The sequence below is a fragment of the Bacteroides sp. An279 genome (assembly GCF_002159615.1).
GTDB lineage: Bacteria > Bacteroidota > Bacteroidia > Bacteroidales > Bacteroidaceae > Phocaeicola > Phocaeicola intestinalis.
On record NZ_NFJA01000042.1, the window covers coordinates 1 to 14,084 of the forward strand.

General features: G+C 47.7%; 12 protein-coding genes. 4 read left to right on the plus strand and 8 right to left on the minus strand.

Going from position 1 to position 14,084, the window contains the following annotated elements; translation table 11 throughout:
* Positions 1 to 336: 336 nt before the first annotated feature.
* Both B5F78_RS09005 and B5F78_RS09010 read right to left on the minus strand, forming a co-directional pair.
* Positions 337 to 1,179 (minus strand): metallophosphoesterase, encoded by an 843-nt coding sequence (locus B5F78_RS09005; protein WP_087406553.1) that lies wholly within the window; start codon positions 1,177 to 1,179, stop codon positions 337 to 339.
* A gap of 64 nt (positions 1,180 to 1,243) precedes the next feature.
* Positions 1,244 to 2,968, minus strand: coding sequence for a bifunctional metallophosphatase/5'-nucleotidase (locus tag B5F78_RS09010; RefSeq protein ID WP_087406545.1), 1,725 nt, complete (start codon positions 2,966 to 2,968; stop codon positions 1,244 to 1,246).
* 110 nt (positions 2,969 to 3,078) lie between these two features.
* Between B5F78_RS09010 and B5F78_RS09015 the strand changes: the two genes are divergently transcribed.
* Together B5F78_RS09015 and B5F78_RS09020 are read left to right on the plus strand one after the other, a co-directional pair.
* Positions 3,079 to 4,011, plus strand: coding sequence for a DnaJ C-terminal domain-containing protein (locus B5F78_RS09015; RefSeq protein ID WP_087406546.1), 933 nt, complete (start codon positions 3,079 to 3,081; stop codon positions 4,009 to 4,011).
* Between the two features lie 115 nt (positions 4,012 to 4,126).
* A complete protein-coding gene (locus tag B5F78_RS09020) occupies positions 4,127 to 4,423 on the plus strand; it encodes a chaperone modulator CbpM (protein ID WP_022039893.1) in 297 nt (98 codons plus the stop codon).
* 194 nt (positions 4,424 to 4,617) lie between these two features.
* Here the strand turns inward: B5F78_RS09020 and B5F78_RS09025 are convergent, their stop codons facing one another.
* The 6 genes from B5F78_RS09025 to B5F78_RS09050 form a co-directional block, all read right to left on the minus strand.
* Positions 4,618 to 5,025: an amino acid-binding ACT domain protein gene (locus B5F78_RS09025; protein ID WP_022039892.1), complete on the minus strand. Its 408-nt coding sequence runs from the start codon at positions 5,023 to 5,025 to the stop codon at positions 4,618 to 4,620.
* A 64-nt stretch (positions 5,026 to 5,089) separates the two neighbouring features.
* A complete protein-coding gene (locus B5F78_RS09030) occupies positions 5,090 to 6,391 on the minus strand; it encodes a phenylacetate--CoA ligase family protein (RefSeq protein WP_022039891.1) in 1,302 nt (433 codons plus the stop codon).
* Positions 6,392 to 6,460: 69 nt separating this feature from the next.
* Positions 6,461 to 7,789, minus strand: a complete 1,329-nt coding sequence (locus tag B5F78_RS09035; RefSeq protein ID WP_087246933.1) for an aminotransferase class I/II-fold pyridoxal phosphate-dependent enzyme — start codon at positions 7,787 to 7,789, stop codon at positions 6,461 to 6,463.
* A gap of 138 nt (positions 7,790 to 7,927) precedes the next feature.
* On the minus strand, positions 7,928 to 8,524 hold the full coding sequence (locus tag B5F78_RS09040) for an indolepyruvate oxidoreductase subunit beta (RefSeq protein WP_022039889.1): 597 nt from the start codon (positions 8,522 to 8,524) through the stop codon (positions 7,928 to 7,930).
* Positions 8,521 to 10,140 carry a thiamine pyrophosphate-dependent enzyme gene (locus B5F78_RS09045; RefSeq protein ID WP_087406547.1) on the minus strand — a complete coding sequence of 540 codons (1,620 nt, stop codon included), beginning with the start codon at positions 10,138 to 10,140 and terminating at the stop codon, positions 8,521 to 8,523. The genes B5F78_RS09040 and B5F78_RS09045 overlap by 4 nt, the downstream gene beginning before the upstream one ends.
* A gap of 163 nt (positions 10,141 to 10,303) precedes the next feature.
* Positions 10,304 to 11,080, minus strand: a complete 777-nt coding sequence (locus tag B5F78_RS09050) for an amidohydrolase (protein ID WP_087406548.1) — start codon at positions 11,078 to 11,080, stop codon at positions 10,304 to 10,306.
* A 255-nt stretch (positions 11,081 to 11,335) separates the two neighbouring features.
* Here B5F78_RS09050 and lysS point away from each other — a divergent pair, with 255 nt between their 5' ends.
* Both lysS and B5F78_RS09060 read left to right on the plus strand, forming a co-directional pair.
* Positions 11,336 to 13,066: a lysine--tRNA ligase gene (gene lysS, locus B5F78_RS09055; RefSeq protein ID WP_022039886.1), complete on the plus strand. Its 1,731-nt coding sequence runs from the start codon at positions 11,336 to 11,338 to the stop codon at positions 13,064 to 13,066.
* 13 nt (positions 13,067 to 13,079) lie between these two features.
* A complete protein-coding gene (locus tag B5F78_RS09060) occupies positions 13,080 to 14,075 on the plus strand; it encodes an NAD(P)H-dependent glycerol-3-phosphate dehydrogenase (protein WP_013616264.1) in 996 nt (331 codons plus the stop codon).
* Positions 14,076 to 14,084: the final 9 nt, after the last annotated feature.

The following is a 14,084-nucleotide window of genomic DNA, read 5'->3' on the forward strand; positions in this document are numbered from 1 at the left end:
GCTCCTGTTCTTCGTCAGATAGCCCGCTATCTTCCTCATCACAGAAGCAAAAATGCCTCAAAAACTCATCCCAAATCATCGCACGATAAATTCAAAACAGCTTCTAAAACCTGGAAGAAACTGTTTCTACGTTTGTTCAGCAGATACGAATAAATGTATGATTGAAAGATTCAGTTTCTGTTTCTGACTGTCTTCTTTTTACGTTCTCCATATCAAAACCGTACGTTCTCCATATGGAAACCGTATGTTTTCGATATGGAGAACGTACGGTTTTGATATGGAAACTATAAAAAGATGCTATCTGGATTGATAATATGACCCAATCAGAAACTCCAATTATTTTGATGGCTTGGGGAATTGTTGTTTGAGTTCTACTACTACCACTTCGCTGGGCGTGAAGAGGCGAATGTCTTTCCGCGAGGTGCCCAGCCCGTTGGTGATGATGAGGGGGATGCCCTGGCTGTTGTGCTTCAGTCCCGTGAGGAAGCGGTTCCCGTATTTGGAGAAGTGTGCAGGACTCCACCGGCGGAACAGGCTGACTTGTCCGCCATGCGTATGTCCTGCCAAGGCAAGGTCGGTGTTCGATACGTCCGTGTCTTCCACATAATCGGGGGTATGTACCAGCATTACCACAAAGTCTTCCGCACGAAGCGCAAGGGTAGGCGATACACCGTTCCGTTTCAGGTCGAACGGATTGCGGATACCGCATATCAGGATGTATTCGTTTCCTTTCCATAAGGTATCCGTTTTATGTTCCAGCAGACGCACTCCCGTATGTGCCATGGCGCGGCGCACCAAGGTATCGCTTTCTCCCCGTTCGTGGTTGCCCATGACGGCGTATGTGCCGAAACGTGTCTTTACCTGTGCCAGTGCCGAGAACAGTTCTTCCATATCTCCTCCTTCCCGTCCGCGATAGTCTCCTCCCAATAAGAGGACATCTGCATCTGCCGCTTGCAAGGCACGGATGCCTCCATGCAGGCGCTTGGCATCAAACCGGCTTTCGTAATGGAAGTCGGAAGCAAAAGCGATGCGGAACCCGTTGAAAGAGTCGGGCACTTGCTCGCTGTAAATCTCATACCGCTTGATGCGCCCCACTCCTTTGTATTTCGAGAAGGAAGCGGTGGCGCACGAGGTGAGAGCCAGACAAGCGGTGATTATCAGAATAGGGATAGATTTGATTTTTTTATTCAATGGAGTGCTTTCTTTTTAATCAATTATCTAAATCTGCGTAATCTGTGGCAGATTATTCAAACAATACTTTCCGGTCGCGTTCGGCGGCAGGTTTTACCCACTCATCGGGGATGAAACGCCAGTGGTTCAAGGGATGCGGGTCGAGTGTCCCGACCTCTTCGATGCGTTTCATCAGGTAATAGCGCAGGTCTTTGTCGGTAGAAAAGACGATGCGCCGGGGGAGTTCTTCTTTTGGGATGCCTGCCCCTCGGGTCAGCAAGTCACCTCCTCCATTGCCCCGGTACGAATTGACGGCTACGGTGTAAGTGCGGTCAAGGTCGAACGGTGTGCCGTCTGCTAAGCTCGTGATGGTGATTTTCTCGCCTTCGGGCTTGGTGACATCTACCGTGTAAAGAATGCCTGCCGCCGAATCGAAGTTGAAGCTTGGGTTCTTCAGGCGGCCGAAGCCTTCGTCTTTGTCGTTGAGCAGGAGCAGGTGGTCGTCGGGTGATTGCATCCGGTTTGTCCAAATGGCATACGACATCTCGAGGAAACCTTTGATTTCGCGTCCGGTAAGGCGCATCGTGTAGAGCAGGTTTTCGTACTTGTAGAGGTTGAACATGTCGCTCATGTAGATGTCGCCCGCCTTGATTTCAGCATCAAACGAGAGCGGGGCGCAGAACGAGATGTCGGCTCCTGTAATGTCGAGCTGGAGCTGGTGGAGCAGGTCGATGAATGCCGAAGAGCCGAAATAGGCGTCTTTCGTGGAGATGGTTTGCCGGATGCTTCCTATCTTGCGCGACACGAAACCGAGCGTGGCTTGGTATTGCGGGTCGAACGCCTGCATGAAGTCTTCGTCGACGGGAAGGGAGGACACATCGCTCAGCTTGCCTTCAACCGTTTTCTTCAGGATGCGTCCGTCTTGGCGCGTCACTTTCAGGGTTACGTCGGCTATGGTGCGGGCGGCATTGGCAGGATTGATGAGCAATACCGAGTCGCCTTCCGCGTTGCATATCTTCTTGCACAGGCGGCGGTGGTCGTGCCCCATGAATACAATGTCGAAGCCCGGCACGTTGCGTGCCACCGCTTCCGAGCCGTTTTCTACTACATTATCCAGCAGGTTCCCTTCCGGTCCGGCATGAAACAGCCCTACCAGTACATCGGGATGCTCTTTGGCGGCGATAATGCCTGCCCATCGGCGCGCGCATGTTTCCATATCCTCGAAGCGCAGTCCGCTCCACATCGTTTCGGGCAGCCACGAGGGGATGGCGGGTGTGATAAGCCCCAGCACGGCGATGCGCACGCCGTTGCGTTCGAACACGCGGTATGGAGGAAAGTAAGGCTCGCCCGTGCGCCGGTCGATGATGTTGGCGCCCAGCATCGGAAAGCGGCATTGCTTCGCCCAGCGGTCGTATACGGCATGTCCTGTCTCGATGTCGTGGTTCCCCATATTGCCTGCGTCGTATTTCAGGTAGTTGAGCATGGCAGCGCATACGTGGGTCGAGGCCGTGTCGATGTAGTTGTAGTAATAGGCTACGGGCTGTCCTTGCAGGATGTCTCCGTTATCGAAAAGCAGTACGTTGTCGCCGTATTGCTTGCGCTGGGCATCCACGAAGGTGGAAATCCGTGCCAGGCTGCCCTTCTGCGGCCTCCGGTTGATAAAGTCGTAGGGGAAATAAGCCCCGTGCACGTCACTTGTCTCCAACAGTTTGATGGTAATTTCTTCGGTGTTCGATGCCTGTACGCCCAGCATGCTTCCGGCGCCGAGCAACGCCATAAGATAGTTTCGGATATGCATAAGTTTGGTTTTTATGTGATGTGACAAATTGTCGGTTAGTGCAAAGATAGTTAAAATAATGTCATTGGCATATACTTTGTTCCTTTTCGCGTAAAAAAACAACTGACTATATGGCTTACATAGACTATTACAGCATTTTGGGAGTTGACAAAACGGCAACTCAAGACGACATCAAGAAAGCATACCGTAAGTTGGCACGCAAGTATCACCCGGACTTGAACCCGAACGACCCGAGCGCGAAGGAAAAGTTTCAGGCGATAAACGAGGCCAACGAGGTATTGAGCGACCCCGAGAAGCGAAAGAAATACGACGCTTACGGGGAGAACTGGAAGCATGCCGATGAGTTCGAAGCACAGCAGAGGGCTTATCAGGCACGTCAGGGAGATGCCGCCGGCGGAACGGAATACTGGTATTCTACCGACGGGCAGCATTTTACCGGCGGATTTGGCGGAAATGCCGGGGGCTTCTCCGATTTCTTCGAAGAACTGTTCGGGCACCGTGGAGGTGCAAGCGACCGGCGGGGAAGAGGAGCCTTCCGAGGGCAGGATATCGAAGCGGAGCTGCACCTTACGTTGCGTGAGGCGGCGGCGACGCATAAGCAGACTTTTACCGTGGGCGGAGAAACCTTGCGTATCACGGTGCCTGCAGGTGTGGCGGACGGGCAGGTCATCAAGCTGAAAGGCCATGGCGGGAAAGGTGCCAACGGAGGTCCGGACGGCGACTTGTACATCACGTTCGTAGTGGGCGACGACCCTGTATTCAAGCGGAAAGACAACGACCTGTATACCGATGTCACCATCGACCTTTACACGGCTGTGTTGGGCGGCGAGGTCACGGTGAATACGCTCGACGGGCAAGTGAAACTGAAGGTGCGTCCCGGCACGCAAAACGGCGCGATGGTGCGCCTGAAGGGCAAAGGCTTTCCGGTCTACAAGCAAGAAGGCAGTTTCGGCGACCTGCTGGTAACGTATCATATAACTATCCCGACTTCGCTCACGGAACATCAGAAAGACCTCTTCCGGGAGTTGCAAAAAGGAGCGTGATGCTTTTATTGAAACGCAGATTAATGCGGATTATCGCAGATTATTGTTCTTAATCGTTTGTTTTAATCCACGAAAATCTGTGTTTCAAACTCAACAACTTAAAAACTCAAAGATTATGCAAAACGATTTGATTATCATAAACGATTATTGCGAACGGTGCGACATTGAGCCGGATTTCGTGCTGATGTTGGGCGAAGGCGGACTGATAGATGTAGAAATTATCGGAAATACCGGTTATTTCCCTGCCTCCCAGCTGGGCGAACTGGAGCGTTACACCCATCTGTATTACGACTTGTCGATTAACATCGAAGGCATCGATGCCATCCGACACCTGCTCCGGCGGATAGAAGACCTGCAAGAGCGCGTGCGCAAACTGGAAAATGAATTGCATTTCTATACAATAGGCAATTGACAAATCGGATACAAGTTTCCGGTTGAAAACAATTTTTTGTTTGTAAGGCTCCTTTCACCAACTTTCTGTAAGAACAGGAGTTGCCTGCTTGGAAGCATAAACGTGAATAACGTATAAGTGGGCAAGACCTTGTTCCTACAGATGGTGGAATGTAAAAGTCATCACTGTAAAACAGAAAATTAGTGAATAAATTGTCAAAAGGTCAATACATCGCATTGGTGGGCTTGAAGCACTTCCAGGCAATGCTTCAGGTCGTTAGGCTTGATGACCACGTTCGCCCGGTCGTTTTGGGCGAAGGCATACATGTACTCGATAAAAATCTGTTCTTGTGCCAGGTATTCCAAAATGACTGCCAATGCACCTGGTTCATTGACACAACTTAAACAAACGACATCTGTGGAAATCACGGCAAAATCATGTGAGCGAAGTACTTCTACTGCTTTGTCTACATCAGACACTATTAAGCGGAGAATGCCGAAATCTGTTGTCTCCGCCATACTGAAAGCATGCATATTGATACCGTTCGTCCCCAAGATACGTACTACTTCGTTGATTCGTCCGGTTTTGTTTTCTAAGAAGACTGATAATTGTTTAATTGTCATAAGTTTTTTATTTTAAGTTGACTAAACTCTAAATATGTCCTGTAAAACTATCTGGAACAAATTTTTACACCAATACCCGTTTATCTATTACACGTTGTGATTTGCCCTGGCTGCGTTGAATGCTGTTTGGTTCCATTAATTTCACGTCAGCACTGATGGAAAGCACACTCTTCAACTTGTCTGCCAACTGTTTTCTCAAAGCTAGCATACCGCCGATATCGTCGTTAAAGTAATCACGTCGAACTTCCACCTGTACTTGTAAGGTGTCGAGATTGTTTACCCGGTCTACTACAAGCATATATCGTGGTTCGAACTCCTTCATACTCAATATCACACTTTCCACTTGTGAAGGAAAGACATTGATACCACGGATAATCAGCATGTCATCGCTCCGCCCCATAATGGGAGTCATACGTACGCTGGTACGCCCACAAGCGCATTCGCCGGGCATCAGCGAAGTAAGGTCTTTGGTGCGGTAACGTAGTAAAGGCATCCCTTCTTTGGTAAGTGTGGTGAATACCAATTCACCTTGTTCTCCAATAGGGAGAGGCTCCAAGGTAACAGGGTCAATGATTTCAGGATAAAAATGGTCTTCGTGGATATGCGATCCATGCTGTGCCTCGCACTCGCATGACACACCCGGTCCCATAATCTCGCTCAAGCCATACAGGTTATATCCTTTCAGCCCTAGTCGTTCCTGTATTTCCTGCCGCATATGCTCTGTCCACGGTTCAGCTCCGAATGCTCCGATACGCAGGCTTAAATCATTTTTATTAATGCCCATCTTGTCTACTGTTTCTGCTAGGTAGAGAGCATACGATGGGGTACAGGCAATGCCCGTAATCTTTAAATCTCGAATAAGTCGCACGTGTTTTTCTGTGTTGCCAGTCGAAGCTGGTATTACCGTGGCACCTAGGTTTTCTACTCCGTAGTGCGCTCCTAAACCTCCTGTAAATAATCCATACCCATAACTCACAGAGAAAGTATCTTCACGTGTCACGCCATATGCCGAAAGGCAACGCGACATCACCTCCGACCATATCGCAAGGTCCTTGCGTGTGTAGCCCACGATGGTTGGATTTCCAGTTGTTCCCGATGAGGCATGTACTCGCACTACTTCCGATTTCGGTGCTGCCATCAGTCCATAAGGATAGTTGTCACGCAGGTCTTGCTTAGTGGTGAAGGGAAGCTTCACGATATCATCAATACTCCTGATGTCTTCAGGCATCAAATCCATTTCTTGCATCTTATGCCGATAGAACGGCACATTATGATAAACGTAGGCAACAAGCTTTTGCAACCGTTTGCCTTGCAGCTCACGTAACTGTTCGCGAGGCATACATTCTTTATTGGGATTCCAAATCATTTAATCTGTTAATAATTAATGGTTAATAATTTAAGGCTGAGCATGGCTCATTGCTATCAATTACAATTTTCATTGTTTATTATTCATTATGTTGTGGTCCTCATGAAACGCTTTCATCCGTTCTTCCAACACCGGATAAAGTTCTTCGCACATCCGCGAGGTACAAGCACGAACACCTTGCTGCTCGCTTCCGGTAGTAGAGAGTGAAATGCTACTCACTCCGTAATACATCAATTCTAAAAGAAGTTCTCCTCCAGTCATACCCGGATAACCTAATGTGAAGAAAAAACCGTCGCCCACCTGTTGGGTCACATCTCTATCGTACACAATGGTAAAACCGTTTTCCGTGAATATCTGCTTCATCCGACGGGCACGACGCTCGTATTCGCGTACATCTTCTACGAAATTGATTTCACCCGAAACCGAGCGGTTAAGCATCTCTGCCATTCCGTATTGGGTAGTAGCAGTACATCCCGAAGTAATCATATAAAGAATGGAAGCGATTAAAGTGGGACCAAATACTCCCAAGTTTTCATACCGCTCTGCCAACGCTGGATACTGACGGTCGAAAAGCTTGTCGGATATGCAAGCCAAGGCTATACGCTGACCGGCATAGCTGAATATTTTCGAGGCAGAAAGCATCAGGATGTAATTGTCGGTATAGCGTGCCACGGTAGGCACGAACGGAGCTTGGTACGGATGACCATACGGGTGGCGGAAATCCATACAGAAATAAGCCTGGTCCTCCATTACCACAGCATCATAGCGGGTGGCAAGTTCGCCGATGATTTTCAATTCCTCTTCCTCCAGACATATCCATGCAGGGTTATTCGGATTAGAATAAACTATCGCCGCTATATCTCCTTTCTCTAGATAACTCTCCAGTTTGGTCCGAAGCGGATTTCCCCGAAAATCGTGGATGTCAAAATATTCCCATTTTACGCCCAGTATGCGGAGTTGCGACTTCTGGATAGGGAAACCAGGGTCGATGAAAAGCACTTTATCTTTACCTGGAATACGCTGGGTACAGGCAATGAATGCTCCAAATGATGCTGCTACCGAGCCTGTAGTAGGTATGCATGCGCGAGGAGAGATATCAATATCAATAAATGCTTTTACGAAACGGGATGCTGCTTCCTTCAGTTCGGGAACACCGGCTGCAGCAGGATATTGTGCTCCCAATCCCGCATCAAGAGCTTTCTTCTCAGCCTCAATACCTACCTTGTTTGCCGGGAGTCCGGGAGAACCTTGATCCATACGGATAAACGGAATGCCCGTCAGTTCTTCTAAACGGGATGCTACAAGCAACACATCGCCGATAGTGGCATTTTGCAAGTCGGCGACTTTCAACTCGCGTGCCACTTCTGCAACCAATTCCTTATTAAATATACTGCTCATATAATATATATAATAATTTACAATTTGAAAATATTGATTTTCGCAGATTAATCGATTATTTCAATTGACGATGGACACTTGAAACAGTAATATAAATGAATCGCAATAATCTGCGAAAATCAGTATGGACCTGCATTATTATTCCTTCACAAATCCAAGCTTTTTCACATAGTTGTGACCGATGTCGAAAGCACGGTAATTCATTTGCACGACTTCTTCTCCTTTCGAGGCGAATATACGTCCCACGCTTTCGCGTAACGTGGCAGGGTCGAGAATCTTGAGGAATGCCGATGCAGCTCCCAGTAAAATTACATTTGCAGACTTTGGCATTTGGTTTTCTTTCGCCAATTGTTCCACATCGAGTGACACTACGTGGGGCTGTGCTTTCAGTTCATCTGTCAAGGCTTGCTCATCTGGATAGTTAGAGATGTTCTTGAACGGAGCAGACGAAGTAATAATCCATCCGTCTTTAGCCAAAAAAGGTAGATAACGCAACGCCTCCATCGGCTCAAGCGAAAGAATCATATCTGCTGTTCCTAAAGGGATAAGATCGGACGCAATAGGTTTGTCCGAGAGACGGAGGTTCGACTGCACATCGCCCCCACGCTGACTCATCCCGTGTACTTCGGCTTGTTTTAATGCCAACCCCATACGGGTGGCCGCTTCTCCAATGATGGTAGCAATGGACAAGATACCTTGTCCACCAACTCCTGAAAGTATAATGTCTGTTTTCATTTCTTTTCTGCTCTTTTCTTTTTCAACTTACGGTTTAATGTCTGTATGCACTCACGTCGCGGAATAATAACCGATACACCCCGATACTCGATTTCTTCGCGGATGATGCGGGTAATTTCATCCATATTCTTAGGCAGAGGAACTACCACGCGTACGTGCTCTGGCTCTACGCCCAGCCCCAGGCAGATGGCTTCAAATTTGTTGGTGCCTGCCGAGTCCTGTCCGCCGGTCATGGCTGTGGTAAGATTATCCGAAATCACTACGGTGATGTTTGCTTTGTCGTTCACTGCATCTAACAGACCGGTCATTCCTGAATGAGTAAATGTAGAGTCTCCGATAATCGCAATGGCAGGGAATTGTCCGGCATCTGCCGCACCTTTCGCCATTGTGATGGACGCACCCATATCCACGCAACTATTTAATGCACGGAACGGAGGAAGCGCTCCCAGCGTATAGCATCCGATGTCACCAAAGATTTTCGCACCTGGATATTCGGCAGCCACACGGTTTAATGCATCATATACGTCACGATGGCCGCATCCAACACACAAGGCAGGTGGACGCGGTACTAAATGTTGCGCAGGAGCATACACCTCTACGCTGGCAATGCCTAATGCTATCTTCACACTATCAGGGGTTAATTCTCCGGTGCGTGGCAAGTCTCCGCTCAGACGTCCTTTCACTACGTAGGGAGAAGGAAGCAAACCTTTCAATTGTTCTTCTACAAAAGGCTGGCCGTCTTCCACCACTAGTATTTCCTTACACGACTCTGCCAGGTCGGCTATCTGTTTCATCGGGAGCGGGTATTGCGATACCTTTACCATCGGGAACGGACATCCTTCGGGATAATTTTCCATCACATAGTTATAACCGATGCCGCATGCTACAATGCACCGTTCAGCCTTTCCTTCGCGTGATACGGTTTTATTGAAAGGAGAAGTTTCCGCTAACTGAAGCAGTTGGGGTTGGGCGGCAATTACTTCCAGATAGCGCCGGCGAGCATTACCTGGCAGCAATACCCAATCGGAAGGTACTGATTCCCTTCCCGTACAAGTCACATCAAGAAATGAACTTTTCACTTGCACCGCTGCACGTGAGTGTGCCAAACGAGTTACAATACGCATCAGTACAGGAAGTTTTTCCCGTTCCGAAAGTTCGTAGGCATATGCCATCATATCGTATGCCTCTTGTTGCGATGAAGGTTCTAAGACAGGTACCATTGCAAACTTGCCATAAAAACGAGAGTCTTGTTCGTTCTGCGATGAATGCATTGAAGGATCGTCTGCCGCTACAACTACGATACCGCCGTTCACTCCCGTGATGGCAGAATTAACAAAAGCATCGGCACATACGTTCATGCCCACGTGTTTCATGCATACCAATGCACGCTTGCCCACATACGAAACTCCTAAAGCCGCTTCCATTGCAGTCTTCTCGTTAGTACACCAGGTACTGTGTAATCCTCTGGCTTTTGCCAGAGACGAATCTTGTATGTATTCCGTAATCTCGGTTGAGGGAGTTCCCGGATAGGCATATACCCCTGAAATCCCTGCATGGATGGCTCCCAAAGCTATTGCCTGGTCACCCAATAATAAAAATTTTTCGCTATTTTCCATAAATGTGTTTATTGGTTCACCATCGAATAACATGAATCCAAAATGTAATAATAAAAAATGATAACAGCAATGAGACTATTCTCTGTGATTAGTTATCCACACATTGACATTAATCATTAACTGGATTTCGTGTTTTCGTGATGAATTTTTTCATTTTAATCAATTAATAATCTGTAGTGGAAAAAGACAAAGAAAATCCGTCGGCATCGTCCAGTACGGGAAACTTTTTGCGGAAAACTTCCAAACTGTCCATATCCACGATGGCTTCAGTTCCTTCCTCACACTCGTCCTTGCAGGCAGCTAGTGTGTGCCCGTAAGGGTCTATTACAGCACTTCCCCCACAATATTCACATGTAGGGTCCTTACCCACACGGTTCACGGCTATTACATAGCACTGATTCTCAATGGCACGGGCACGGAGCAACATTTTCCATGCTTCCACGCGTGGTGTCGGCCAGCTTGCCACATAAAGGATGGCATCGTAATCGCCCCGATTGCGCGACCAGACAGGAAAACGCAGGTCATAGCAGACTTCCAACAGGAAGCGTACGCCCCGAAACGGAACAATCACACGTTTATTGCCAGGCGTATAATGCTTATCTTCGCCCCCGTATGTGAACAAATGCTTTTTGTCGTACCAGCATACCTGCCCATCAGGGTATACAAAATAAAAACGATTGTAATATTTACCGTCTTCTTCGGTTGCTACGCTTCCGGCAATAGCGCATTCGCGTTTCCTTGCTTGTTGCTCCATCCATCGAAGTGACTCGCATTCCGTCTCTGCCACTCCCTCAGGCTGCGTACAAAAACCGGTCGAAAACATTTCGGGCAGCACATAAAGGTCGGCTCCCGTATGCGCCTCCATCATCTTTTCAATATGCTTTTGATTCGTTGCTGGATTTGCCCAACAAATATCGGTTTGCAGAATAATGACTTTCATAATGCTTTTCATATCGTTAGAAACATCCCCAAAGGTAACGAATTAATCGGCATTACCCAACAAAATGAGTAAAATTTTAATAAATGGGCTTCGAAGTCTTGCCGATAGGGTACTAACGAAAGCATTTTCCAAGAGGCAAAAGAAGTCAGAAGCTGCCAGCTTAAGGTGGAATTCATAAAAAGAAATGGTGAACATAGGGATAGATTGCAAAATATTTTTTATTTTTGTAGCGAAATTGAGTTAATGTACTGACAAATGAACGTATTAGAACTAAGTGAACAGGAGATTATCAGGCGTAACAGTCTGAATGAGATGAAAGCGATGGGCATAGAACCGTACCCTGCTGCCGAGTATGTAACTAATGCATTTTCAACCGATATAAAAGCTGAATTCAAGGATGATGAGGCAGAACCGCGCAAAGTATCAGTTGCAGGACGCATGATGTCACGTCGTGTAATGGGGAAAGCTTCTTTCATCGAACTACAAGACTCGAAAGGACGTATCCAAGTATATATCACCCGTGATGACATCTGTCCGGATGAAAACAAAGATTTATATAATGTGGTATTTAAACGCTTGCTCGACTTAGGCGACTTCATCGGCATTGAAGGTTTTGTATTCCGAACTCAGATGGGAGAAATATCCATCCATGCGCAGAAGCTGACCGTGCTGGCGAAATCGCTCCGCCCGCTTCCCATTGTAAAATACAAGGATGGCGTGGCGTATGACAAGTTCGAAGACCCCGAACTGCGCTATCGCCAACGCTACGTGGACCTGATAGTAAATGACGGAGTGAAAGACATCTTCCTGCAACGCGCTACGGTGATACGTACCATCCGCCGCGTACTGGACGAAGCCGGCTATACGGAGGTAGAGACTCCTACCTTGCAGAACATTGCAGGCGGTGCAAGCGCCAAGCCCTTCATTACCCACTTCAACGCTCTTGATACCGACATGTACCTGCGTATCGCGACCGAACTTTATCTGAAGCGGCTCATCGTGGGCGGATTCGAAGGTGTATACGAAATCGGCAAGAACTTCCGCAACGAAGGCATGGACCGCAATCATAATCCGGAGTTCACTTGTATGGAACTGTACGTACAGTATAAGGATTACAACTGGATGATGGCATTCACCGAGAAGCTGTTGGAAACCGTCTGCATTGCCGTAAACGGAAAGCCCGAACGTGAAATAGACGGAAACATCATCAGCTTCAAGGCGCCTTACCGCCGCTTGCCTATCCTGGAAGCCATCAAAGAAAAGACCGGCTATGACCTGACTGGCATGGACGAGGCACAAATCCGCGAAGTGTGCCAAAAGCTGAACATGGAAATCGACGACACCATGGGCAAGGGCAAGCTGATTGATGAAATCTTCGGCGAGTTCTGCGAAGGCACCTTTATACAACCCACGTTCATCACCGATTATCCCGTAGAGATGTCGCCCCTTACCAAGATGCACCGCTCGAAACCCGGACTGACCGAACGTTTCGAACTGATGGTAAACGGGAAAGAGCTTGCCAATGCATACTCGGAACTGAATGACCCGATAGACCAGGAAGAACGCTTCAAGGAACAGATGCGCTTAGCCGACAAAGGCGATGATGAAGCGATGATTATTGACCAGGACTTCTTGCGTGCCCTGCAATACGGTATGCCTCCTACAAGCGGTATCGGAATCGGCATCGACCGTCTGGTTATGCTTATGACGGGCAAGACTTTCATTCAGGAAGTATTGTTCTTCCCGCAGATGCGTCCCGAAAAGGTGGCCCCTAAAGATAAAACTGAGAAATTTACTGCTTTAGGCATTCCTGAAGAATGGGTCCCGCTTATCCAAAAAGCAGGATATAATTTGGTATCAGACATGAAAGAAGTTAATCCGCAAAAGCTGCAAATGGACATCTGCGGAGTAAACAAGAAATATAAATTGGGACTGGCTAATCCAAGTGTTGACGAAATCGCAGCATGGATAAGTAAAATCATGTAAGTAAAAAACAAACATGAAATTACCCGGGAAAATAGCAATCATGGGTGGAGGAAGCTGGGCAACGGCTATCGCAAAGATTGTCCTTGCCCAAGCCGGTACGATAAACTGGTATATGCGCCGAGACGACCGCATCGAGGACTTCAAGCGGTTGGGGCATAATCCGGCTTACCTGACCAGTGTGCGCTTCAACATCAAATGCATTAACTTTTCATCGGATATAAACAAAGTAGTGAGAGAATCGGATACGCTGATATTCGTCACTCCTTCACCTTACTTGAAAGCACACCTGAAAAAGCTGAAAACGAAGCTAAAGGACAAGTTCATCGTAACAGCCATCAAGGGTATCGTACCCGATGAAAACATGATCATATCCGATTATTTTCACAAGATGTATGATGTGCCCGAAGAAAACATCGCCGTACTGGCAGGTCCTTGCCACGCGGAAGAAGTGGCTCTGGAGCGTCTTTCTTACCTTACCGTGGGATGTAAAGACATCGAAAAAGCCAAAATGTTCGCCCGCCAGCTGAGCGGACAATATATCAAGACTTCCGTAAATACGGATGTGGCAGGAATCGAATATGCTTCGGTGTTGAAAAACGTATACGCCATAGCGGCAGGTATCTGCAGCGGTCTGAAGTATGGAGATAATTTCCAGGCTGTATTGGTCTCGAATGCCCTGCAAGAGATGAACCGTTTCTTAGACACGGTACATCCGGTAGACCGATGCACCAACGACTCGGCTTATTTAGGCGATTTGCTCGTTACCTCTTATTCCAACTTCAGCCGTAACCGTGTGTTCGGTACCATGATAGGCAAAGGATACTCGGTGAAAAGTGCACAAATCGAAATGGAAATGATAGCAGAGGGCTATTACGGCACAAAATGCATCAAGGAACTGAACAAGCACCTGCATGTGAATATGCCGATAGTAGATGCTGTCTACAACATCCTGTACGAACGCATTTCTCCCATGATTGAGATAAAATTACTGACTGATTCATTCAGATAAAATACATAT